We start from the raw sequence: 21,703 nt of genomic DNA, 5'->3' as shown, positions 1-21,703 counted from the left end.
CCCTCCGGTACCGGTACCGTTGTAAAGCCGTACGTACGTCCGAGCGCGCGTCCCAGCGCGCAAGCCGCAGAGAGCAAGGTAGGTGGCCCAGCATGCCCGGGAAGAAGAAGGGGCCGCAGGTAGGCAGCGGTGGCTATCGCCGCCGCGGCCTGGCGGGCAAGGGTCCGACGCCGCCCGCCGAGATGCGCAAGGGCCACGCCAAACAGCGTGCCGCGCAGGCCAAGGCGCGCCGCGCCCAGGGCCGTCCGCAGCGCGGCAAGGGCACCTCGGAGCTGGTGGTGGGCCGCAACTCCGTCGTGGAGGCCCTGCGCGAGGGCGTACCGGCCAACGCGCTGTACGTGCAGCAGTTCATCGACAACGACGAGCGGGTCCGCGAGGCCGTCCGGGTCGCGGGTGACCGCGGCGGCATCCGGCTGGTCGAGGCACCCAAGCCCGAGCTGGACCGGATGACCAACGGCCTCAACCACCAGGGCGTCGTCCTGCAGGTCCCGCCGTACGAGTACGCGCACCCCGAGGACCTGGCGGCCGCCGCCTTCGACCGAGGCGAGGACCCGCTGATCGTCGCGCTCGACGGGGTGACCGACCCGCGCAACCTGGGCGCCGTCGTCCGCTCCGCGTCCGCGTTCGGCGGGCACGGCGTGGTCGTACCCGAGCGGCGCGCCGCCGGGATGACCGCAGGCGCGTGGAAGACCTCGGCCGGTACGGCGGCGCGCACGCCGGTCGCGCGCGCTACCAACCTCACCCGTGCGCTGGAGGGCTACCAGAAGGCGGGCCTGACGGTGATCGGGCTCGCCGCGGACGGCGAGGTGGAACTCGGCGACGTCGCCGCGCTCGACGGACCGCTCGTGGTCGTCGTGGGCAGCGAGGGCAAGGGGTTGTCGCGGCTGGTCGGTGAGACGTGCGACCTGAGGGTTCGCATCCCGATGCCCGGCGGCGCCGAGTCGTTGAACGCGGGTGTCGCGGCGGGCGTCGTACTCTACGAGGCGGCGAGGCGGCGCGCTTGAGGCGTTCCCCGCAGCCGCCGTCGGCGCGCGCCACGGGTGATCACTTGACGGGCCTCCGACAGATGGGCGCGGTCAAGGCAGTGTCCTAACCGTCCGTCACTCGGTTAGATGAGTGTGGACACCAGAACACCCCGCGCACCCGGCGCTTCGGGCCGCGGCTCCGGGCACAGCCCAGGGGGAAGCCCACGCGGTTTCTTCGACGACGAACCGGTGCTGAGCACGGTCAAGGTCCCGTCCGACCCCGCTGAGGTGGTCGTCAATCACGCGAGTTTCCGAGTGCGGCTCGGTGCGGCCACCGGCGCTACGGCCACGCCGCCCGCCGCGGCCATGACGGCCGCGCCGTCCGCGCCGTCCGCGCCGTCCGCCGCCTCCTCGCCCGTCAGCGCACATGGCGCCCTGACACCGGCGGCCAGTGCCGCCCCGCCGACGGCCGCGTGGCCGTCGGCGTCCGCCGAGCGCGCGCGTGCGGCGTTCGAGGACACCGAGCCCATCCCCGTCGCAGGCGGCGCGTCGGCCGGGAGCAGGCGAACCGGTTCGGCAGGCGCCGCCGGTTCGGCACGCGCCGCCGGTTCCGCACGCGCCGGGCGCCGCGCACCCGTGGTGTGGAGCGGCGGCCGGGAACCGGACGACACAGGCGCCACGAAACTGATCCAGGCCGCCCGCACGGCCGGTCTCGTCGGCCTCGAAAGCGGCACTGCCGGCGCCGAGTCCGACCCCTCGGCCACCCAGACCCTCCCCCGCGTCAAGAACCCGGGCGGGGCGGCGGGTGGTCCGGCCGGCCCCGGCGGCTCCGGCGGCTCTGGCGGCTCCGGCCGCGCCGGTGCGGGGATCACCGGGAGCGGCCCCGCGACCGTCGTCGGTCCGCCCCGTGGCCCGCAGCCGTCCGAGAGCGGCGGTCCTTCGGTGCCCCACCAGCCCGAGGCCCCGCACACCGAACCGCTGCTGAAGGGCGTACGCCCGGCGCGGAGCGCGTTCGACGAGGAAACCGGAGAGCTCGAAGCGGTCGGCCCGGACACCGGAGAGCTCGCCACCGTCTCCTACCGGGGCGACGGCTCCTACCGGCGCGGCGTCCGCTGTGCCGGCTACCCGGACCCCGACGCCTATGACGGCCGCGACGGCTACGGGGACCGCGACGGCTACGGGGACCGCGACGGCTACGGGGACCGCGACGGTTTCGAGGAGTACGCGGACGAGGCCGGCCCGTACGACAGCGAGAGCCGGCGCCGCCGCGAGGCGGTGCGGCACGCCTACTACCCCGGGCGCCGGATGAACCTGGGAGTCGTCCTCCTCCCACTGCGGCTCTTCCTGGGCTTCATCTCCGTCTACGCCGGCATGGGCAAGCTGTGCGACCCCGTCTACTTCGACGGTGGCGAGCGCGGCTCCATGGTCACCTGGCTCCGCTCCCTCGACCCGTGGACGATCGCCTCGCCGCTGCGGGACTTCGCCCTCGCCCACCCGGTCGGCTCCGGACTGACGGTGGCCTTCCTCCAGGTCGTCGTCGGCGTGCTGACCATGTTCGGGCTGTGGCAGCGGGTCGCGGCAGGCATCGGCGCACTGCTGTCGGCGGCGCTGCTGATGACCGTCAGCTGGAGCAGCGTCCCCGCCTACGACGCGCCGGACATCATCTACCTCGCCGCCTGGAGCCCGCTGATCATCGCGGGCGCCCCGGTCTACTCCCTCGACGGCCGACTGGCGAGCGAGGCGTGGCGCAAACTCGGCCCCCGCGTGGAGGTTCGCGACCTGCGCCGCCGGGTGCTGCGCAGGGGCGCCGTCATCGCCGCCGTCATCGCCGGCCTCTCCCTGCTCATCGGCTCGCTGCTGGGCAGCGCCGTCCGCTCCTCGCAGCCGGCCACGGCACCCGAGCGCGGCAAGACGCCCACCAACCGGCTGCCCGGCTCCCCGATGCCCCAGAACTCGGGCCGCGCCGACGGCGGCCAGGCGACACAGGGCCCGGCCGGTGCCGACGGCCGACGCGGCGACACCGACCGCCGCGACAAGGACGGTCGACCCTCGTCGAAGGAGACCAGGCCGGGCGAGCAAGGGGCCAGCAGCGGCCCCGAGTCCACCCCCACCCAGGGCCAGACGCAGGGCGCCGACCAGGGCGGCCCGCAGGGCAACACGACGCCCGGCCGGCAGCAGGGCACCACGGCACCCCCGGCCCAGCAGCAGCCCGGGCCGCAGGCCACCACCGGCAGCAGCGGCTCCCGCACCGGCGTGTCCAGCGAGTCCTCCTCCACGGGCGACAGCTCGTCGACGGGCTCCGGCGGCGGCACGTCCTCCGGCGGTAGCAGCGGCGGCCGCGGCGCGCTGGGCGGACTGCTGGGGCGCTGACCGCGCGTCGGCGCGGCGCGCGGCAGCGAAGGGCCTTCGACTCCCGGGAGTCGAAGGCCCTTCGCCGCAGGGTGCGGTGGGCAGTTGGCGGTGCCGTATGCACGTATCGCGGGCGATGCCTCAGCGCGGGCCGCCGCCCGACTACCTCGGACTGCCGCCCGGCGCCCAGTGCGGGCTGCCGCCCGGCGCCCAGTGCGGGTTGCCGCCCGACTCATCTCGGGCTGCCGTCCGGCGCCTCAGCTCGGGTTGCCGCCCGCGAGTTCCTTGGCGGCCTCGCGCAGGTCCTTGGCGGTGTCGATGGCCCGCCAGTAGGAGCCCTGCGGGAGCGGGAAGCCGGCCAGGGCGCGCTCGCGGGCGAGGCGCGGGAACGTGGTGCGCTCGTGGTCACCGCGCTCCGGCAGCAGCCCGGCGAACCGGGGTGAGAAGACGTAGACGCCCGCATTGATCAGATACGGCGACGGCGGGGCCTCGATGAAGTCGAGGACGTGACCGAACTCGTCGGTCTCCACCGCGCCCCACGGGATGCGCGGACGGGCCAGTGCCAGCGTGGCGGTGGCGTCGCGCTCGCCGTGGAAGGCGGCCATCTCGCGCAGTGAGAAGCGGGTCCAGATGTCGCCGTTCGTCGCATACCAGGGCTCGTCCGGACGCGGCAGGGAGCGCGCCGCGAACTTCAGCCCGCCGCCGCGCCCCAGCGGTTCGCGCTCGATCACCGTGGTGACGCGGCAGGGGAGTTCGGCCTTGGCGAGCCACTCCTCGAGCACCTCGGCGAGGTGACCGCAGGAGACGACGGCGTCGGTGACGCCCTCCTCCGCGAGCCAGGCCAACTGGTGGCCGATGATCGGTACGCCGGTACCCGGGATCTCCACCATCGGCTTGGGACGGTCGTCGGTGTACGGCCGCAACCGTGATCCCTGTCCACCGGCAAGGATCACGGCCTGGGTCGGATACTGGGTCATGTGCCGCAGCCTATGCGCGCGAAGCACGTCCTGGGCGGCACACCCCCTGATCTCGGCTGTCCCGGCTGTCCCGGCTGTGTCAGCTCAGTTGGGCGACGCCGGAGGCGAAGGATGTGTCGCAGACGGGCCGCGAGAACCGCTGGGCGCGCTGGGCACCGTACTTGTGGACGGCGGCCTTGCCGAGCGCCCGCGCGATCGCGACGCAGTGGCGGGCCAGTGACGGCTTCCGGGTGATGGCACGTTGCAGGCTGCTCAGCGCTACTCCCGGGTCCTGCTCCTGGAGTTCGGCGATGAGCCGGTCGCGGAGCACGTCCTCCGGATCCCGGTGCGCCGTCGGCCCGGCGGGCGTCGAGGCGGTACGCGCCGACGCCTTGTGCGCCGAGGAGGCGAGAACCGGAGAGTCCGCGGGCGCTGGCGCCCACGGGACGTGCGTGACGGCGAGGGTCCCGGACAGGACGAGCACGACCGGGAGTACGAGGGCGAGGGATCGGCCGATACGGCGGGCTGCGTGGTTCACGACCGTGATGGTAGCGACCGGTAGTGATTTGGCGACATTTGGTCACCATATCGAGCGACGGGAAAATGGGTTGTTCGAGGGAGATCGCACGGAAGAGGTAACGGGGCGCGGCAGGGGCCGCGACAGAGGCAGCTCGGGACCGGGAAAGGCCGTGACGTCGAAGGGCCGTGACGGGGGTACCGTCACGGCCCTGAACGCCCTGAACGCGCGGAACCGCGAACCGCGAAACCCGCAGAACTCAGGAACTCCGCAAACGTGCGGAACCCGCTCCGCTCAGTCGCTGCGCTCTGCTCAGTCGCTGCGCTCTGCTCAGACGCTGCGCTCAGTCGCTGAGGCGCTCGCCCGAGGAGGTGGAGAAGACGTGGCTCTCGCCGCCCTGCGGCACCACGTGGATGGTGCTGCCCTTCTCCGGAACGCTCCGGCCGGGAACACGGACCACCAGGTCACACGTCTCGCCGCCGATCTCGGCTGTGCCGTAGACGTAGCCGTCGGCGCCGAGCTCCTCGACGACGTTCACGGTGACGGGGACGCCGGCCTTCTCGTCCTTGGAGAGGGCCTTGCCGTTGCCGTCGCCGTTCACCAGGTCGAAGTGCTCGGGGCGGACACCGACCGTGACGGTCTTGTCACCCTTGTCCGCGGCGGCGCTGAGGGCCTCGCGCTCGACCGGCACCACGCTGTTGCCGAACTTGACGCCGCCGTCGGTGATCGGGACCTCGACCAGGTTCATGGCCGGGGAGCCGATGAAACCGGCGACGAAGAGGTTGGCGGGGCGGTCGTACATGTTGCGGGGGCTGTCGACCTGCTGGAGCAGCCCGTCCTTGAGCACGGCCACGCGGTCGCCCATCGTCAGGGCCTCGACCTGGTCGTGGGTGACGTACACGGTGGTGATGCCGAGGCGGCGCTGGAGGCTGGCGATCTCGGTACGGGTCTGGACGCGGAGCTTGGCATCCAGGTTGGAGAGCGGCTCGTCCATCAGGAAGACCTGCGGCTCACGGACGATGGCCCGGCCCATCGCGACCCGCTGCCGCTGACCGCCGGAGAGCGCCTTGGGCTTGCGGTCCAGGTACTTGGTCAGGTCGAGGATCTTCGCCGCGTCCTCGACCTTCTTGCGGATCTCGGTCTTCGGCACACCCGCGATCTTGAGCGCGAAGCCCATGTTGTCTGCCACGGTCATGTGCGGGTACAGCGCGTAGTTCTGGAAGACCATCGCGATGTCCCGGTCCTTCGGGGGAAGGTGGGTCACATCCCGGTCACCGATGCGTATGTGGCCCTCGTTGACGTCCTCCAGCCCCGCAAGCATCCGCAGCGAGGTGGACTTTCCGCAACCAGAGGGACCGACGAGAACGAGGAACTCCCCGTCCGCGATCTCGATGTTGAGCTTGTCGACGGCGGGGGTCTCGGCGCCGGGGTACACCCGGGTCGCCTGGTCGTAGGTGACCGTGGCCATGTTCTCTTCTCCTTCACCGGCAGGTACGTGCCGGACGATCCGTCGTAAAGGGAGGTGGTCCACCGCGTGAACCTGCCGAGACGCTAGCCTCTCCCTGCCCTTTTGTCAGTAGCCCCAGGCATTACGATCCAGCTCCCAGGTACACTGCACGAGCGACGACACCCGCCGCCTTAGCTCAGCTGGTTAGAGCATCTGTCTTGTAAACAGAAGGTCGTCGGTTCGAATCCGACAGGCGGCTCCGCAGGTCAGAGGCCCCGTACCGGGTTCGGTACGGGGCCTCTGTGGTGTCGATGACGGCAGTTTTGACGGCAGCCGACCTAGGTGTGCTGGTCGACCTTGCGCAGGACGACGCGCCAGCCGTCATCGGTTTCGAGGCCGTCGACGCGATCGAGGAGCCAGGTCTCGTCCCGGACGGAGAACGTGTCGCCCAGAGCCAGCTCGACCTCGCGTTCTCCGTCAGCGACGACGACGAGGTAGACCGTGAGTGGGCGGCCGTCGGGAGCCCAGAGATGACGGACGACGAACCGGGCGTTTCCCGAATGGCCGGGGACACCTTGCCGAAGTCTGATGTCGCCGGTCATGGCAACTCACTCCCAGTAGCGTGTAGCGGTTCTTGATCTACTTTCTGAACTCTTCGCTCGTCAGAGGACGCGGATCGCTGCGATTGTGGGGATTCCGCATGTATATGAGTCCATGGTCGTCCACCTTACGAGCTGGTGCACGGTAGGCGGTGAGACGTCAGGCCCTTGATGGTTGATCATGTGGTCGGGTGGTGACACCAGAACCGGAAGTTCAGGGAGCCCTTAGCGGATCACGAATCGTCGGGCTCGTCGTCCCCGCTGAGGGCATCCCCGAGCCGTCCGATCGCGTCGCGCTGCTCGTCGAGGCGCACGAAGGTGTAGATGTCCATGGTCACCCGGATCGAGCTGTGCCCGAGTACCTGCATGATCGTCCGGGCGCTGGCGCCCTGCTCGTGCAGCAGCGAGGCGCAGGTGTGCCGCAGGTCGTGAAAGCGGACCTTGCGGACCCCGGCGCGGGACGTCAGAGCCGCGAACGAGCGGTTCAGGTTGCGCGGCTCGATCGGGGTCCCGTACTTCGTCGTGAAGATCAGCCCGCTTCCGTCGTCCCGCCACTTGTCCCCCGCAAGCCGCTTGTCCGTGAGCTGCTGAGTCCCCTGGGCGCGGAGCGCCGTGACGCACTCGGGCGGGAGCGGGATTCGGCGGGCCGACTTCTGGGTCTTCGGCGGAACGATGACCAACTCGCCGCCGACGCGCTGAAGCGTTTGCCGCACGGTCAGCACGCCCTTGTCCAGGTCCACGTCTTCCCACCGGAGACCAAGCAGCTCACCGCGCCGCAGGCCGAGCCGTACGGCCAGTTCGTACGCGGCCCACAGTCGATTGCCCCGGGCAGCGGCCAGGAGCTGTCGCCCCTCGGCGGCAGTGAGTGGTTCGATCTCGCGCATCGTGCCCATGCCCAGCTCCACATTCTTGGCGACGTTCCGGGGGATCTCGTCTTCGCGCACGGCGTGCTGAAGCGCTGTCCGGAGGAGAGCGAGCAGGATGCGCACGGTTCGGTCCGACGGAGTCTTCTGGCAGCACTTGCCGAGGGCGCAGCAGCGCTGTTTGGCCTTGGGGCGCTTCTTGTCCTTGCCCTGGGCGCAGCACTGGCAGGTCTGGGCTGTCTTCAGGAGGAAGGCCCGGATGTCGCGGGCCGACAGGCGCCCGAGCTTCTTCTTGCCGAGGCCCGGCGCGATGTAGTTGCGCACCCAGGACTCGTAGTTGACGTAGGTGGTCTTGCGGACCTTGACCTTGGCAACGTGCGTGAGCCAGTACGTCAGGTACTCGCTCAGCGTCATCTTGCTCGCGGCTATAGGTAGGCCGCTGTGCGAGTTGGCCTTGAGCCGGGTGAGCTTGTCGTGCGCGTCCTCCCAGGTCCTGCCGTAGACGCTGCGGCGCTTATACGTGCCATCCGTGGCCAGGACGTAGGCAATGCCCTCCCAGCGCCCGTCCTTGCGCTGGTAGATGGTGCCTTCACCGTTGACGTTCCTCTTGGCCTTGGCCATCAGGCAGCCTCCCGTTCGGTCTGTCGTGAGATGTAGTCGTGCAGTGCGGACTCGGCGATGCGGCGGCAGCGGCCGATGGTGAAGGAGGCCAGTTCGCGGGAGCGGATCAGGTTGTAGACCGTCCAGCGGCTCACCTGGAGCCGTGCGGCGACTTGGTCGACGTTGAGCAGGCCGGTAGTCACAGCCATGGGTCTCCTTCCGTCTTGCGGCGTTGGTCTTCGTCGCGGGCAAGAGCGATGTCGTGGCGGACCTGGGCGGCGATGAGTTCTTCGCCGGGGCTGTAGCCGGAGGCCAGGTACTTCCAGTGGGAGACGACGAGGGTGGTTTCGTCGTCCTCGGTTTCCGGGGGTGCGCCGGCCGGTTGTGCCTGAGCTGTTCGCCAGGCGCGGCGGATGTCGCGGAGAGCGCCGAGGGTGGTGGAGTAGCGGTGGGATTTGCTGGAGAAGTGGCCCCGGAAGCCGAGCATGTGAGCCCAGCGCCAGAGCTTGAGGTCTGCGAATTCCGGCAGGTGGCCGAGGGCCCAGGCGGTGCGGATCATCTGGCGTGCGTGGCGGTGCACGGGCAGCAGGGCGATGGGTTCGGACTGGCCGGTGCCGTCGCAGTCGCCGCACAGGTCGCGGAAGCCGTCCGGGCCGGTGACGTAGCCGTGACCGGTGCAGTGGCGGCAGCGCAACGGGCGGTCGACGGTGCCGGAGGCTTCGGCGCTCTTGGTGGCGTACTTGGCGACGTAGGCGGCAACCTTCTGATCGGTCAGTTCGCCGTCGCCCAGGGCTGCGATCTCCCGGATGTCGAGTTGGGCACCCCAGCGCAGTTCGCGTTCCCCGATGGCGTCGGAAGCGACCGTCAGAACGGAGCGTTCGGCTGCGCTGGTGATCGCATGTGTGAGTGCGTCAGTGGTGGCCCATGTCGGCGGTGCGTCGGTGTGGCCGTCGGGTCCGTCGAGGCGGATCACGGCGTGGAAGTGGACCAGGCCGCGCTTCTGGTACTCGGCCACCTTGGCGAAAGAGACCTTGAGTGCTGCGTTCAGCGCCTTCTGTGTCATGCCCAGGTGGGCGGCCAGTTCGCGGCGCAGGTAGGTCGTGAAGCGGGCCCAGAGAGCGCCAGCGTGTGCGTTCCACAGCACGGCGCCGGAGTAGTCGTAGCTGGCCGGGTCCAGCGGCGTGCCCAGCTCTGGGTCATCCGTGGTGTGGACGGTGCCGCATCGGCAGGGCAGGGTCTTGCCCGCGTCGGTGGTGCGGCGGTTGTGCACCGGCCCGAAGGACGGGGCGGTGAGGGTCGCGAAGACGCGGGGATGTTCGCGAACAGTCTCGGGCACGGCCTTGCCGCCGGACAGCCCGGCCTTGATCAAGTGGTAGGTGTCGGCCGCGTAGAGACGTGAGCAGGACGGGCAGCGCGAGGCGCGGCGGTTACCGCAGGCAGTCAACAGGCGTCCGGTCGGTTCGTCGGCCGTCGAGTAGGACCGCAGAACGGTGCGCGTATCGGCGTCGAGGGTGGCTGTTCCGCCGACGAGGTTGACCGGGTGGGTGCAGCCGCGGACTTGGCGGATCTGGTCCTGTACTCGGTCGAAGTCCGGCCGCTGGGCGAGCCCGATGAGGTCCCGGAGGGCCAGGCTCGCCAGGTGGCGCAGGGACGGACGGTCGTTCACGGGGGAGACGTGTCCTTTCACGAAGGCCCTGGGCAGCCCAGGGGAGGACCGGGGCGCGGCCCAGGGCATGACGGACCGCGCCCGGTCGGGCAGTGGAGGAGAGGAGGAGCCGTAACGTGCGGCGGAGTGGTCAGGTCGTGAGACGGGCGTGCGCGGCGGCGGCCAGCGGCAGCGCGACGCCGAGCCGGGTCCGCAACTGCCCGGCTGTGATCGGTCGGCCGTGTTCGGACAGGTAGCTGGCGGCGATGGAGCGGGCCGCTTCCATCAGCGGCTCAGGCACCGCAGCGGGCGCTTCCTTGTGCTGGGCGGGGGCCGGTGGTGGAGCAGGGGCGGTTACGGACTCTTCAGCCGGTTCGGGCGCAGGCGCCGGCCGAGTCACGGCGTGAAGGTGGCGCAGGAGTTGCGGGCCCACCGCTCCCCAGCCGAGGAGGAGCACGGGCGCCACGGTGTCGACGGCAGCGCGGCCGTAGTGTCCGGCGAGGATGGGTTCAGCGACGTTGAGGGCCAGCGTCAGGAGGCCGGACAGGTGCATGAGGCGCGTGGCGCCCTTGAGCTGGTCAGCGGGAACGCCGCGCAGCGACAGGTACCAGAGAGCCACCAGGAGGCCGGTCACCGACAGGTCGACCATCGGGGCGATCAGCGGCGCGATGGGTCCGGGGACACCGAGGCGGAGGGCGAGGGCCCAGACGTTGCCGAAGGAGAAGACGAACGCCATGCCCGCGATGATGCCCATGACCACGACCACCGTGCGCTGAGTGATCCGGTTCTCTGCCATGGAGGTGTCACCTCCTTTCGCTGCGTTATTGGGTCGAGGCGAGGGTCAGGCCGCTTCCGCGCCGTCGTCCTTCATGAGCCGGTCCCGTAGCAGGACGCTCGGACCGGCGAGCGCGTGAAGGAGTTCGGTCGGGTCGCGGGTCAGATGGGCGGTGTCGGTGGCGATACGGGCCGCGTCCGAGTCGGCCACGTAGGGAGTGCGGATGCGGGCGAAGCCCGGACGGCCCTGGTGAGCCATGGAAGCCACCCCGACGTAGGCCGGGTCCTGAAGAGCGGTCGGGTTGGCGTCCGGCCAGTTGCGGATGTCTTCACCAAGGGCGACGACCGCCGCTTCAGCGGTCTTCTGCGCGAAGGACAGGCCCACCGGGCACACATCCCGGATGAAGGTGGGAATGGCGTCGCCGGTCGCCTTCTGCGTTGCGATGATCACCAGCATGCCGACGCTGCGGCCCTTCTTCACCAGGTCCTCCACCAGCCGGGCATTCTCGGCCGCCAGCGCGGCGAGCTTCTTCGTCTGCGTGTCCGAACCCTTGTAGTCGCGGAAGTAGGTATGCGCCTCATCCACGACCAGCACGACCAGCGGCCAGGCGTCCGAGGGCCCGACGTGCCACATGTTCTTGACCCCGAGCACATCCCGGATGGCCGCCGACCGGGCCCGCCGCAGCTCCACCAGCCGCTTGAAGAGCGCGTTCGCGTCGGCCAGGTCGTCACCGACGAAGGCGAACGCCCGCTGTGCCAGATCGGCGTAGTCGCCCTCGTGGGAGGAGGTCACCTTGCCGTCCGCGAAGGCGAACTGCACCGCAGCCGAGGGCGCGGTGTCGCAGATGAACCGATTGACCAGCGAGGTTTTCCCGAAGCCGGGCAGACCGGCGACGGTGACGCCGGGCACGTCCGACAGGTCCACGCTCACCGGCTGGGCGTACTCATCCAGCCCCAGGTGCCACCGAGCCAGCTCTTCCGGCACTTCCCCGGTCGGGACGTGCTCAGTGGGCACGATGAGCGGGTCCACCCGCACGCCACGGACGATGAGCTGTCCCGGCTTGTCGGGCAGGACCGAGACGCGCGTACACCGCCAGGCATCCGCCAGGTACGGCGCCGCCTTCTGGAACTCGGCCAGACTCACCTTCGGCACACACGCCGCACGGACCACGACCCCGTAACGGTCCGGACGGACCTTGATCTTGGGGGTGATCACCCGAGGCTTGGGAACCTTGCCGTCCTGCGAGATCACCACCGCTGGAGGCGTCTTGTCCTGCACCGACAGCCCCGCCATCGGAGCCAGCCGTCGCCAGCCGAAACGGACCCGGACTGCCTGACGGATGCTCGCCCGCGTCATCCGGTCGGCCCGTACGTAGCGCACCATCCACCACAGCGCCCATATGGCGCTCAGAGCCAGGACTGCCCCGGCCAGGTCAGCCGCCCTCACTGGCCCGCCTCCCCGAGCTGCGGGGCGGCAGTCAGCTCAAGCGAGCTAGCCCGGTAGGCGATCCCGTCGGAGAGCTGGCCATTGAAGATCCGGGCCCACGGGATGGCGAACAGGTCCACGGGCCGGACCGGGATGCCCAGGTTCAGGCCGTCCGGCAGTCCCGACTTCGGAACGGTGATCTTCATCTGCTCCGCACGGCCGTCCTCCATGAGGAAGACCGTCAGCGTGAACAGGTCCTCACCGGTGTCACGGTCCTGAGCGATCTTGCCCGTCTCCTGGTCCGCGATCTTCGGCACCGGCAGCGTGCCGACCATGAACATCGTGGACGGCAGCAGCCCCACGCGAATGCGCGCCATGTCTCAGCTTCCCTTCTGGTTCCCCGGGGCGGTTCGCCCGGCGGGGCACCAACTCTCACCTAGCTGGGCTAGCTATGTCAAGCGAACTAGCTATCTGAGTTGAGGGAAGGTTGATGGCTGTCTGTGATAGGTGGGCTAACCCGGGCTACCCTTGGGTCATGACGCCGCCGCCTCACGACACGCGCCCGCCGTACCAGCAGGCTGCCGACGAGATCCGGAAAGAGATCAAGTCGGGCAGGCTGAAGCCGGGGGAACAGCTCCCTTCGCACCGGGAGCTACAGGAGCGGTTCGGTGTCGCCAACATGACCGCCCGCAGCGCGCTGCGCGTCCTGCGCGACGAAGGGCTGATCTACACCGTCCAAGGGCGCGGCAGCTACGTCGCCGACGCTGTAGTCACCCAGGACGGAGAAGTGGTGGCGGTCGTTGAAGCCAAGAGCTCCAAGCGGCCCGAAGCAGCCAAGGAAGCCGGAGGGCCAGCGGCTCCAGACACCTCCGAAGCCACCGGCCCCTACGCCGAAACACTGCTCGCCATTCGCGACCAGCTACGAACGCTGAACGCTGAAGTCCAGACCCTTAAGCGGGACGTCGCAGAGCTGAAAGAGCAGCAGAGCCCTGGGAAACCGACTCGCTGAGTTCCGCGATCTCCGCGCGCACACTCTCCATCTCTTCGCGGAGACGACTCGTCATTGCCGAGATCTCCGCCAGCAGCGCGCGTTCCGACTCGTTCAGCGTCCCGACGCTCCCTTGATCCTCGCACCCCATGGTGGAGCACTCCGGCTGTCCGCACTCTGCCCGGTCTATGCCGTGGTTGTGCGCGTCGTGCATTGCTGTCCTTTCCAGGGCAGGAGCCGAGCTGTTCAGAGTTTCCTTACTGGATCAAGGCGGCCCGCTGTCGCGGGCCGCGCGCGCTGGCGGCCCGTGGCCGCCGCCCGCTCCTGTCTCCGCCCCGCTCGCGCCGTCCCCGGCCCGCTCAGCGCGCAGGCCAGCGCAGCAACCCGCCAGTCCAGCAGGGAAGTCCGGAACGAAGCGGCCCCCGCGACTCGGCCGACCAACGAGCGCACACCAGCAGCACGGCCAGGAGCACAACGCCGAACAGCGCTGTAGTGCGGGCACAGAGCACCGGGGAAGCCCGTGGCGCGGCGCCCAGGTTTCGTCGCGGCCTGCGGGCCGGTCCCGCAATCGCCAGGTGGCCGGCCGGGGCTTCGCGGAGGCGTCTGCGGGTCAAAGATCAGGACTTTGGAAGCGTGGCTGAGGCCGGTGGGTGGCTGAGGGGCATACGTGCGGGTGCTCGGGCGTCTGTCCCGCCATCGTGGCTGACATTCCCCGCCTGAGGTATCAGGGGCACTGCATCGACAGCCCAGCGCATACCCGCCTTGATGCTCCGTCCCCGTTGTGGTGTGCACTGTTCAAGTCCTCTTTCGTCGACCTGCGTTCAGTCGGCCGAGGCAGCGTGCGAAAGCACGACGAACGCCCCGGTACCATCGGCACCAGGGTCCTGAACTGGGACTCTCCACCGGACCACCCTTCTCCCGGCCAAGGACTGAGGGGTGGTCCGGCTTCGTATGCTGTTGTTCGGCGGCAGGTGGCTCAGTTGTCGGCCGTGGGGTGAGAGTTCACCCCTGCGGACTCTTCCGACGTCTCTTCCAACCCGGCGTTCTCCAAGAGGAACCGCAGCGTGTAGCCCAGGCTCTTCACGTGGCATTCGGCACTGAGCAGCCCCGGGCCGAGTCCTTCGGCCACTTCGTACGGGATCGTGTCGAGCGTCGAACGTTTCCGGTACCACTCCCGGGAGCCGTGCCAAAGGCCGTCAATCTGCTTTGCCGCTAACGGCCTCAGCGCTTCGATGTGCTGTACCAAGTCCTTATGGAGCGCACACAGCTCCTCGTATCGGCGCAACGACGACCGTTGAGCCAGAGCCGTGCTGATCGTTGCTTTGATCTCCGCTACATCCACCGGTCTGCCAACCTCCCGGCGCTTGGGTGCCGTGAACGGGGAGACCGTAGAGGCCGAAAAAGGGGCTGACCCGGAAGAAAATTCCGGGTCAACCCCTCAGCGTCCGGGTGATGCCGACTACTTGAGAGCGCCGAGGTTCAAGGCGAGTTCGCGAACGTCACGGCGTCGGCTCCGGCTGTGCAGCCGCCGCGCCAGATCCCGGGCGAACTCGTGCGCCTTCATCTGCTCAGGGGCCGTCCTGAACGCCCGCTTCAGGTGGTCCGCTGCGTCGTCGGTCCGGCCAGCTTCGCCGTAGGCCCGAGCTACGTCAAGACGCGCCCGTGCCCGTCGCTCCACCGGCAGAGACCGGCCGGGCCGCACGCCCGGCGCTATGTCCACGGCGAGCTGTACGTCCTCGAACTCAAGGGCAGTAGCCAGGCGGTGAATCTCGACATTTGTCGGGCCGAAGGAGGTCCACATCTTGTTCGCGTCGGCCCCGAGCCGGTCAGCAGCCTGTTGCGCCTGCCCGATCATGTCGTCGGCCGTAGACCGGTCGCGCAGCCGTGCCGCAGCAACGGCCCCGTTCAGGAAGAGCGTGCCGTACAGCGAGAGCGCGGTTGGTGAGGTCGTCCACCAGCCGCGCGGGAGGTCGTTGGCAGCATCGTGCGTGACGTTCACCGCTTCCGACGCCATTCCGGCGCCGAGCTGGACATGGGCGACGCAGCGACGCAGCGCCAGTATGACGCCCGGGTCCCCGGTTTCGTTGGCGGCAACGTCGCCTTGGTCGGCAGCCGTCCAGGCGAGGTTCGTTTCGCCGAGCTTCCGGAGGAACGCCGCAGTGGCGTGACAGGTCAACGCGAAGAGCTTGAGTGCTTGGACCCGACCCGGCCCCGTAGTGTGCTCGTGGGTGGCCAGACGGGCGTCTGCCAGCAGCGCGGGAAGGCGCGCGGCCAGTCGGGCGTACGCGGAGGACTGGTACAGATCCCAGACCTCATCCACCTCCACAGCGAGACGTTCCAGCCGGAGCGGCTCCCGCCCGTCGTAGAGGGAGCCGGCCAGCCGCCGGGACTGCATCAGCGCGGCTCGTATGGCAGGAACACTGCCCTCGTGGGTGCCGTGGTCTTCCAGGAGCGTCGGGGCGCCTTGCAGGTCTTCCACGTGTACGCGCAGGGCCCCCGCCAGGTCCGACAGCATCTTGACGTTGTTCACCGGGATGCGGCCGGACTCCACCCGGTACACCCAGTCCTCGGAGCGGTTCAGCAGCTCACCGAGTTGCCACTGATGCAGGCCACGGCGCTCCCGGTAGAACCGCACGCGCTTGCCGAACGGGAGATGGTTTGCCATGCCACGCACTGTGTGACCCCCTCACTCTGTGAGCCCGAGTGTCACATGCGTAGCCGTGTTGCGGCAGGTGAACGCCCCACTCGCGCCACGGCGCACGGTCAGTAGGCTCGTGCCATGCCCGAGAACGACCACGAGCAGCGAATGACCCGGCCGCGCATGGCCGCAGGCGCGCTGTTCTTCGACGCCCAGGACCGCGTTCTGTTGGTCCAGCCCTCGTACAAGCCGATGTGGGAGATCCCCGGCGGCTACGTCGAGACGGGCGAATCCCCCTTGGCCGCCTGCCGACGCGAGGTCGAGGAAGAGCTGGGCATCACGCCGCCCATTGGCCCCCTGTTGGTGATCGACTGGGCGCCGAACCCCACCGAGGGCGACAAGGTGCTGTACGTCTTCGACGGCGGCGAACTCAGCCCGGACACCGCCGCCTCGATCAAGCTTGCCCCGGACGAGCTACTGGCCGCCGAGTTCCACCCGGCCGAAGACCTCGATCAGCTCCTGATCCCCAGGCTTGCCCGCCGCGTGAAGCATGCCGTCATAGCGCGCGCTGAAGGTCACCCCGTCTACCTTGAACACGGCGAGCTGCCAGCGGCGTAGTCCAGCCGGAGCCCCCGTGCGAGCCACCATTTCTGACGGCAACGGTGACGGCAACGACGGCAGTCAACGGCTGTCAGCCACCGCCCACGGCTTATGGATCACGGGCCCGTAGTGAGCACTGATGGGCTCGTGCCCGAATCTTGTAAACAGAAGGTCGTCGGTTCGAATCCGACAGGCGGCTCCGCAGGTCAGAGGCCCCGCATCATGATCGATGCGGGGCCTCTTTCGTGCCGTACAGCAGCGAAGTACAGCAACCGGGGTGATCGCTACGGGCCGTTACCGACTCGGCCAGCTTCGCAGCGGGCGGAGCTGTGGTCCGAGGGCACGGTCATTGCGGTGGCCTCTTCTCATTCAGGGCACGCTGCTGGTTGATCATCATCGCTTGCATGGTCGCGAGCTCAGCCTTCTGCAGCTGCTCCTGCTTTCGATGGCTCCTGCGAACGAGTCGGTAGGGGAACAAGAAGGCAGCGAACAGCAGCAAGGTGATCACGTACCAGACGGTCACGAAGGCCCATGCAAGCAGGATGGCGATCAAGCCTGCCAGCCAGGCGAGTCCGGCCACCAAGGGGCTGACCGCACCTGCCTTCTTGATCCGGACAGCGATCCGTCGGGTGCTCCCGATGTAGCTCAGCGGCGCTGCATACGTCTGCTTCGTGAGCACTGGAGTTTCTGGAACGAGAGGACCCGTCTCGGCCTGCCGTGAGGCGCTGACAGGCTGCTCTGGCGGCCGCTGGGGCGAATCGTGCTGTGCGCGGTTCGGTGTGGCGGGCTGGTCAGGACCGGTAGGCGTTGGGGAGTTTGCCGAGTCTGACACGATGTGCACCTTCTTCGTTTTCCCTACATCTACAAGTATGCGCTCCTTTGTCCAGCACCTTCAGTCCTCTGAGCTGGAGAGAAAGCCCGCATGCCGGAGACTCCGTTCTCGTGACAGGAACGGGGCCATCACCTAGCGGGATGCGTCGTCCGGGCTTGCTGCTAAGTACCCGATGAGTCGCTCTGCTCGAAGCCCTGCGAGAGCCTGCGCAACGCGTCGCGGATCTCCTCGTCGCTCGCCTCCGAGTACACGTCGAAGGTCATCGTGAACTTGGAGTGACGCAAGATTCGCTGCGCCACCTTGGGGTGCACCTTCATCGCGACGAGGAGCGAACCGGTGGTGTGCCGGGTGTTCCGGAGCGGGATCGCGCGGACGCCGGCTTGGCGGATGCGGACGGCGAAGGCCCGGGTGAGGTTGCCAGGCTCGATCGGTGTCCCGTAGCGAGTGGTGAAGATCAGCCCATGCACGTCCTGCCAGAGCTCTCCGGCCGCTTCCCGGTCCTCTTGCTGCTGCTGGCGACGCTGCCGCAGCGCTGCGAGGCAGAGTTCCGGCAGGGGGAGGAAGTCCTCCGAGTCCTCCGTCTTCGTCTCCCGGTGCAGGACCTCACGGCCCGCACGTTGGAGTTGGTGATCGATGTACAGCTCCCCGGCGTCGAAGTCGATGGACTCCCACGTGAGGCCGAGGATCTCACCGCGCCGGAGCCCGAGAGTGAGCGCCAGGACCCACGCGGCGTACAGCGGGTCGTCCGAGGTGACGGCGTGCTCCAGGAAGCGGCTGGCTTCCCCGACGGACCACGCCTTGACCTTCCGGCGTCGCGGCTTCGGGACGCGTACGAGCTTGGCGACGTTGCGCGGGATCTCCTCCTCGATCACTGCCTGACTCAGGGCCGCGCGGAGGGTGTCCCGGGCGATCTGGACGACCCGCCCGCTCGGGCACTGCTCGCAGCACTCGCCGATGGCGCAGCAGCGTTGCCGTTCGGGACGGCGCTTGGCGTCCTTGCGCTGGGCGCAGCACTGGCAGGTGTCGGCGAGCTTCGTCAGCCACTCGCGCACGTCGCGGACCGTCAGCTTGTCGAGCCGCTTGGGGCCGAGGCGGGGCACGATGTAGAGGCGAGCGGCACCCTCGTACGCGACGTACGTCAGGGGCGCCAGGTTGGGCTTCACGACGGAGGTCAGCCAGTAGTTGAGGAAGCCGTCCACAGTGCGGTGCCGAGTGGCCACCGGGCCCTTCTTGGCCTCGTTGTGGAGCTTCAGCCACTTCTCGTGGACCTCTGGGCGGGTCTTGCCGTAGACGTACTTGCGCTTGCGCTTGCCGTCCGGGGTCGTGACCCAGACGTACGCGGCGAAACCGCCGTTGCGGTAGGGGTAGATGGAACCTTCGCCGTTGCCCCGCTTGCCGCTCATGCGGACCACCTCTCGGCGCCGACGGCCTCGGCTTCCGCCGCACAGCGCTCGATGTACTCGTCCACCCAGGCCGGGAGGATGCGGCGGTTGCGGCCGACCTTGACCGAGCGAATTTCTCCGGTGAGGACAAGCATCTTGGTCTTGGAGAGGCCGAAGCCGAGCATGGCGGCGACCTCGGCCGTGGTGTGCCACTTGGGCGTGATGGTGGTCGCGGTTGCCGTCATCGGGCGTTGTCTCCTTCCGTGGTGGGGGTGGTGGCGTTGTCGGCGAGGGATGCGGACAGCCACTGTTCGGTTGGGGTGAGGCCGGTTCCGGCGTAGGTCCAGTGGGCGAGGACGAGCGTTGTTTCCTCGATGTCCACCGTTTGTGGATCGTCGCCGCGTGCGATGGCGGCTTGGAGGCGTTGCCATTCGGCTCGGGCGTTGCGGAGGGCGCCGAGGGTGGTGGAGTAGCGGCGGGTTTTGGTGGAGAAGTGGCCGCGGAAGCCGAGCATGTGGGCCCAGGCGCGCAGGCGGAGGTGTGCGAGGTCTTTGCGGGCGCCGAGGGCCCAGGCGGTGCGGATGAGTCGTTCGGCATGCTGCGGGAGGTTGAGGGTTGCCAGCTCGGCGACGAAGCGCAGACGGCGGTCCAGGGTGCCCGTGGCTGTTTCGGCGCCCTTGGTGGCGTACTTGGCGATGTAGGCGGCGACCGCGCGGTCGGTGAGGGCCTGGCCGCCGTCGAGGTCCGGGCCGTGAATGGTGCGGATGTCGAGCTGGCGGCCGAAGGCGAACGTGTGCGTGCGACCGTCGAGGACGGGCCCAGGGACGACGGCCCGTGTAGCGGCGGCGCGGATGGCGTCGGTCAGCAGCTCGGCGGACGCCCAGTGCGGGGGCCTCGACTCACCGCCTGCCGGGCCGTCGAGGCGGATGACCGCGTGGAAGTGAACCGCGCCGCGCTTCTGGTACTCGGCGACCTTTGCGAAGGACACCCGGGCGCGTTCCGGGAGCTCCCGTTGGGTGAGGCCCGCGCGGCGTGCGATCTCGCGGCGGAGGTGGATGGTGAAGCGGCGCCAGAGCATGCCCGCGTGGGCGTTCCAGAGCACCGCGGATTCGTAGTCATACCGGTCCGGGTCCAGCGGCGACCCGAGGGCCGGATCGTCGGCGGCGTGGCGGCGGCCGCAGCGGCAGGCGCGGGTGCTGGGCCGGTTGTGTACCGGGCCGAAGCTCGGGGCGGTGAAGGTCGCGAAGATGCGCGGGTGTGTCGTGACCTCTTCGGGGGTGCCTTTGCCGCCGCGTAGTCCGGCGGTGATCAGGTGGAAGGTGTCGCAGCGGTAGGTCTCGGCGCAGGCGGCACAGGGGTGGTGCGGCGGTTGCCGCAGCGGACCAGGAGGTCACCGGCCGGAAGGTCGTTGGAGTCGAGGCGGCGAAGCGCCGGGCCGATTTCGCCGGTGGTGGTGTTGAGGTTGTGTTTGGTGCGGTGGCCGGCCAGGCGGATGGGGTGGGTACAGCCGCCCAGGCCGGAGAGCTGGCGGAGGATACCGGGCAGGGAGCCGGTTGCGGCGAGGTTTGCCAGGTCCGTCACCGGGGGCGGGGTGGGACGGGTGATGATGGCTGTACTCCTTCTCAGGCTTTTGGGGTTGGGAAGGGGCTTGGGCTTCCGGGGCGGCGGATGCTTGGCGGCTTCTGGGCCGCCCCGGGAGCCGTTCAGCGGCGGCGGTGCTGGGCGCCCAGCAGCGAGCGCAGGACGACAGCGGCCACGGCGACCGAGACGGCCGTGACGACGACGGCGGCCAGGAGCGCGACGAGGACCACGCCACCGACCACCACGGCCGTGACGGCCCCCGAACCGACCGAGGGAAACGCGCGCTGCGGCGGTGTGGTGAGGGGTGCGGAGTGCTGGCAGCCGCAGGTGGGGGCGTGCATCTGCTGGGCGGTCGTGGGCAGGTTCGGGGTGTGGGTGTCGGGGAGTTGGGGGCGCAGGAACATGGGTGGGTCTCCTGCTAGTCGTGGTTGCCGTTGACGGTTTCGACTCCGGTGCGTGTGCCGTTGTCGATGGCGGGGGCGAGGAAGGTGTCGGCGAGGTAGAAGCCGAACAGGGCGATCACGACGACGAGCCAGACGCGGACGCCGAGGAACTTCACGGCGCCCCACACCAGCAGGCCCAGGACGACGACCAGGGGCAGGTTCACAGTCACGGGAAGCTCTCCTTTCAGCGGATGGGGCAGCGGTGGGTGCGGGCGGCCAGCTCAGCGGCGGCGCGCGAGTCGTAGTCGGTCGAGAAGCCGCAGCGCGGGGCGGTGCAGGCGGCGGTGTGCTTCTCGCGGCCCCGGCCGTCGTGGGCGGTGCCGACCTGCACGGGGCCGATGCGGGTCACGGAGCGGAAGCGGCGGTTGAGCGGCATAGCGCAGTCCTCCAGTTCGGTCAGGTGAGCTGAGCGGCGACCTGGTCAGCGAGCGCAGCGGGGACGCCGAGACGGGCGCGGAGGGTCTCAGCGTCGATGGGGGAGCCGGTTCGCGTTTGGTGGGCGTTGGCGATCTTGCGGGCGTGGTCGACCAGCGCCGCCGGTACCGGCGTTGTCGGCGCGGACGATTCGGCCGGAGGCTGGGGCGATGGCTCGGCGACGGGCGTGGGCGCTGGGACATGTACGGCGTCCGGCGCAGGCGCTTCCCGGTCTTCGGCGTCGGCCGATTGTGTCGGGGCGGCGTGGGCGAGGAGGGTTCCGCCGAGGAAGGCCAGCGCAGGCCACCCGGCGACGAGGATGCGCAACCAGTCGGGAACGTCGCCCAGGTCGAGGAGCCCGGCGGTGGCGATGTTGGCGCCCAGAGAAGCCGTGAGGGCGACGAGGAACCAGCACCAGCCCGCCGTTCGGTCCCGTCCGGAGCGCAGCCGACGCCAGGCAGCGACCAACAGCAGGTCGACCGAGACCGGGTAGGCCCAGGCTTTCCAGCCGTCTTGTCCGGCGGCCGAGGCCAGGTCGTGCAGGTGAGCGAAGGACAGCGCGGCAGCGATGACGGCCTGTACGAGCACGGCGTCTACGCGGGCGAGGTGGGCGCGCATGGGTGGCACCTCCTTTCGTTTTCGGCATGGGAGGGGTAGGGAGTTGGCGCGAGACGGACGCGCCGG

The 21,703-nt window shown here is 69.5% G+C and carries 23 protein-coding genes, 1 tRNA gene and 1 pseudogene; 5 read left to right on the top strand and 20 right to left on the bottom strand.

Going from position 1 to position 21,703, the window contains the following annotated elements; genetic code table 11:
• Positions 1-92: 92 nt before the first annotated feature.
• Together rlmB and JW592_RS21030 are read left to right on the top strand one after the other, a co-directional pair.
• Positions 93-1,004, top strand: coding sequence for a 23S rRNA (guanosine(2251)-2'-O)-methyltransferase RlmB (gene rlmB, locus JW592_RS21035; protein ID WP_209266736.1), 912 nt, complete (start codon positions 93-95; stop codon positions 1,002-1,004).
• Between the two features lie 108 nt (positions 1,005-1,112).
• Positions 1,113-3,335, top strand: a complete 2,223-nt coding sequence (locus JW592_RS21030) for a DoxX family protein (RefSeq protein ID WP_209266735.1) — start codon at positions 1,113-1,115, stop codon at positions 3,333-3,335.
• 236 nt (positions 3,336-3,571) lie between these two features.
• On the opposite strand, the gene JW592_RS21025 is transcribed toward JW592_RS21030, so the two are convergent.
• The 3 genes from JW592_RS21025 to JW592_RS21015 form a co-directional block, all read right to left on the bottom strand.
• Complete coding sequence (locus tag JW592_RS21025; protein WP_209266734.1) at positions 3,572-4,291, bottom strand: nucleotidyltransferase family protein; 720 nt, start codon at positions 4,289-4,291, stop codon at positions 3,572-3,574.
• Positions 4,292-4,370: 79 nt separating this feature from the next.
• Complete coding sequence (locus JW592_RS21020; protein WP_209266733.1) at positions 4,371-4,808, bottom strand: hypothetical protein; 438 nt, start codon at positions 4,806-4,808, stop codon at positions 4,371-4,373.
• Between the two features lie 322 nt (positions 4,809-5,130).
• Entirely contained in the window at positions 5,131-6,255 is a 1,125-nt protein-coding gene (locus JW592_RS21015) for an ABC transporter ATP-binding protein (protein ID WP_209266732.1), read from the bottom strand.
• Between the two features lie 164 nt (positions 6,256-6,419).
• Here JW592_RS21015 and JW592_RS21010 point away from each other — a divergent pair.
• A tRNA-Thr gene (locus JW592_RS21010) sits at positions 6,420-6,493 on the top strand.
• Between the two features lie 79 nt (positions 6,494-6,572).
• Here the strand turns inward: JW592_RS21010 and JW592_RS21005 are convergent.
• The 7 genes from JW592_RS21005 to JW592_RS20975 form a co-directional block, all read right to left on the bottom strand.
• Positions 6,573-6,836, bottom strand: coding sequence for a DUF6406 domain-containing protein (locus JW592_RS21005; protein ID WP_209266731.1), 264 nt, complete (start codon positions 6,834-6,836; stop codon positions 6,573-6,575).
• A gap of 230 nt (positions 6,837-7,066) precedes the next feature.
• A complete protein-coding gene (locus JW592_RS21000) occupies positions 7,067-8,317 on the bottom strand; it encodes a tyrosine-type recombinase/integrase (RefSeq protein ID WP_209266730.1) in 1,251 nt (416 codons plus the stop codon).
• Positions 8,317-8,505, bottom strand: coding sequence for a helix-turn-helix domain-containing protein (locus tag JW592_RS20995; protein WP_209266729.1), 189 nt, complete (start codon positions 8,503-8,505; stop codon positions 8,317-8,319). Before JW592_RS20995 ends, JW592_RS21000 begins: the two co-directional genes overlap by 1 nt.
• Positions 8,496-9,962: a YuiA family protein gene (locus tag JW592_RS20990; RefSeq protein ID WP_209266728.1), complete on the bottom strand. Its 1,467-nt coding sequence runs from the start codon at positions 9,960-9,962 to the stop codon at positions 8,496-8,498. Before JW592_RS20990 ends, JW592_RS20995 begins: the two co-directional genes overlap by 10 nt.
• A gap of 130 nt (positions 9,963-10,092) precedes the next feature.
• The gene (locus tag JW592_RS20985; protein WP_209266727.1) at positions 10,093-10,737 is read right to left on the bottom strand and encodes a DUF2637 domain-containing protein; all 645 of its coding nucleotides are present in this window, start codon (positions 10,735-10,737) and stop codon (positions 10,093-10,095) included.
• Positions 10,738-10,782: 45 nt separating this feature from the next.
• Positions 10,783-12,162: an FtsK/SpoIIIE domain-containing protein gene (locus tag JW592_RS20980; protein ID WP_209266726.1), complete on the bottom strand. Its 1,380-nt coding sequence runs from the start codon at positions 12,160-12,162 to the stop codon at positions 10,783-10,785.
• On the bottom strand, positions 12,159-12,518 hold the full coding sequence (locus tag JW592_RS20975) for an SCO3933 family regulatory protein (RefSeq protein WP_209266725.1): 360 nt from the start codon (positions 12,516-12,518) through the stop codon (positions 12,159-12,161). The genes JW592_RS20980 and JW592_RS20975 overlap by 4 nt, the downstream gene beginning before the upstream one ends.
• Before the next feature lie 158 nt (positions 12,519-12,676).
• Between JW592_RS20975 and JW592_RS20970 the strand changes: the two genes are divergently transcribed.
• Positions 12,677-13,150, top strand: a complete 474-nt coding sequence (locus tag JW592_RS20970; RefSeq protein WP_209266724.1) for a GntR family transcriptional regulator — start codon at positions 12,677-12,679, stop codon at positions 13,148-13,150.
• A 955-nt stretch (positions 13,151-14,105) separates the two neighbouring features.
• Here JW592_RS20970 and JW592_RS20965 read toward each other — a convergent pair.
• A complete protein-coding gene (locus JW592_RS20965; protein WP_209266723.1) occupies positions 14,106-14,471 on the bottom strand; it encodes a DUF6415 family natural product biosynthesis protein in 366 nt (121 codons plus the stop codon).
• Between the two features lie 117 nt (positions 14,472-14,588).
• The gene (locus JW592_RS20960; protein WP_307805488.1) at positions 14,589-15,764 is read right to left on the bottom strand and encodes a helix-turn-helix domain-containing protein; all 1,176 of its coding nucleotides are present in this window, start codon (positions 15,762-15,764) and stop codon (positions 14,589-14,591) included.
• A 144-nt stretch (positions 15,765-15,908) separates the two neighbouring features.
• Between JW592_RS20960 and JW592_RS20955 the strand changes: the two genes are divergently transcribed.
• Positions 15,909-16,385, top strand: a complete 477-nt coding sequence (locus JW592_RS20955) for an NUDIX domain-containing protein (protein WP_209266721.1) — start codon at positions 15,909-15,911, stop codon at positions 16,383-16,385.
• 328 nt (positions 16,386-16,713) lie between these two features.
• Here JW592_RS20955 and JW592_RS20950 read toward each other — a convergent pair whose 3' ends face one another.
• The 8 genes and pseudogenes from JW592_RS20950 to JW592_RS20915 all read right to left on the bottom strand — a co-directional run bounded on the left by JW592_RS20950 (position 16,714) and on the right by JW592_RS20915 (position 21,637).
• Positions 16,714-17,046 carry a hypothetical protein gene (locus tag JW592_RS20950; RefSeq protein WP_209266720.1) on the bottom strand — a complete coding sequence of 111 codons (333 nt, stop codon included), beginning with the start codon at positions 17,044-17,046 and terminating at the stop codon, positions 16,714-16,716.
• Positions 17,047-17,360: 314 nt separating this feature from the next.
• A complete protein-coding gene (locus tag JW592_RS20945; RefSeq protein ID WP_229376520.1) occupies positions 17,361-18,602 on the bottom strand; it encodes a site-specific integrase in 1,242 nt (413 codons plus the stop codon).
• Entirely contained in the window at positions 18,599-18,826 is a 228-nt protein-coding gene (locus tag JW592_RS20940; RefSeq protein ID WP_209266718.1) for an excisionase family DNA-binding protein, read from the bottom strand. The genes JW592_RS20945 and JW592_RS20940 overlap by 4 nt, the downstream gene beginning before the upstream one ends.
• Positions 18,823-20,162: pseudogene (locus tag JW592_RS20935) on the bottom strand (replication initiator). The gene JW592_RS20940 and the pseudogene JW592_RS20935 overlap by 4 nt, the downstream one beginning before the upstream one ends.
• A gap of 122 nt (positions 20,163-20,284) precedes the next feature.
• Positions 20,285-20,566 carry a hypothetical protein gene (locus tag JW592_RS20930; protein WP_209266717.1) on the bottom strand — a complete coding sequence of 94 codons (282 nt, stop codon included), beginning with the start codon at positions 20,564-20,566 and terminating at the stop codon, positions 20,285-20,287.
• Between the two features lie 14 nt (positions 20,567-20,580).
• Positions 20,581-20,775, bottom strand: a complete 195-nt coding sequence (locus tag JW592_RS20925) for a hypothetical protein (RefSeq protein ID WP_099883006.1) — start codon at positions 20,773-20,775, stop codon at positions 20,581-20,583.
• A 14-nt stretch (positions 20,776-20,789) separates the two neighbouring features.
• A complete protein-coding gene (locus tag JW592_RS20920) occupies positions 20,790-20,981 on the bottom strand; it encodes a mobile element transfer protein (RefSeq protein WP_209266716.1) in 192 nt (63 codons plus the stop codon).
• Between the two features lie 20 nt (positions 20,982-21,001).
• Complete coding sequence (locus JW592_RS20915) at positions 21,002-21,637, bottom strand: DUF2637 domain-containing protein (RefSeq protein WP_209266715.1); 636 nt, start codon at positions 21,635-21,637, stop codon at positions 21,002-21,004.
• Positions 21,638-21,703 lie beyond the last annotated feature (66 nt).

It is taken from the genome of Streptomyces spirodelae, assembly GCF_017676385.1.
Lineage (GTDB): Bacteria > Actinomycetota > Actinomycetes > Streptomycetales > Streptomycetaceae > Streptomyces > Streptomyces spirodelae.
Note: the sequence above shows the minus strand (reverse complement) of the source record. Positions and strands in the feature narration are given on the sequence as shown.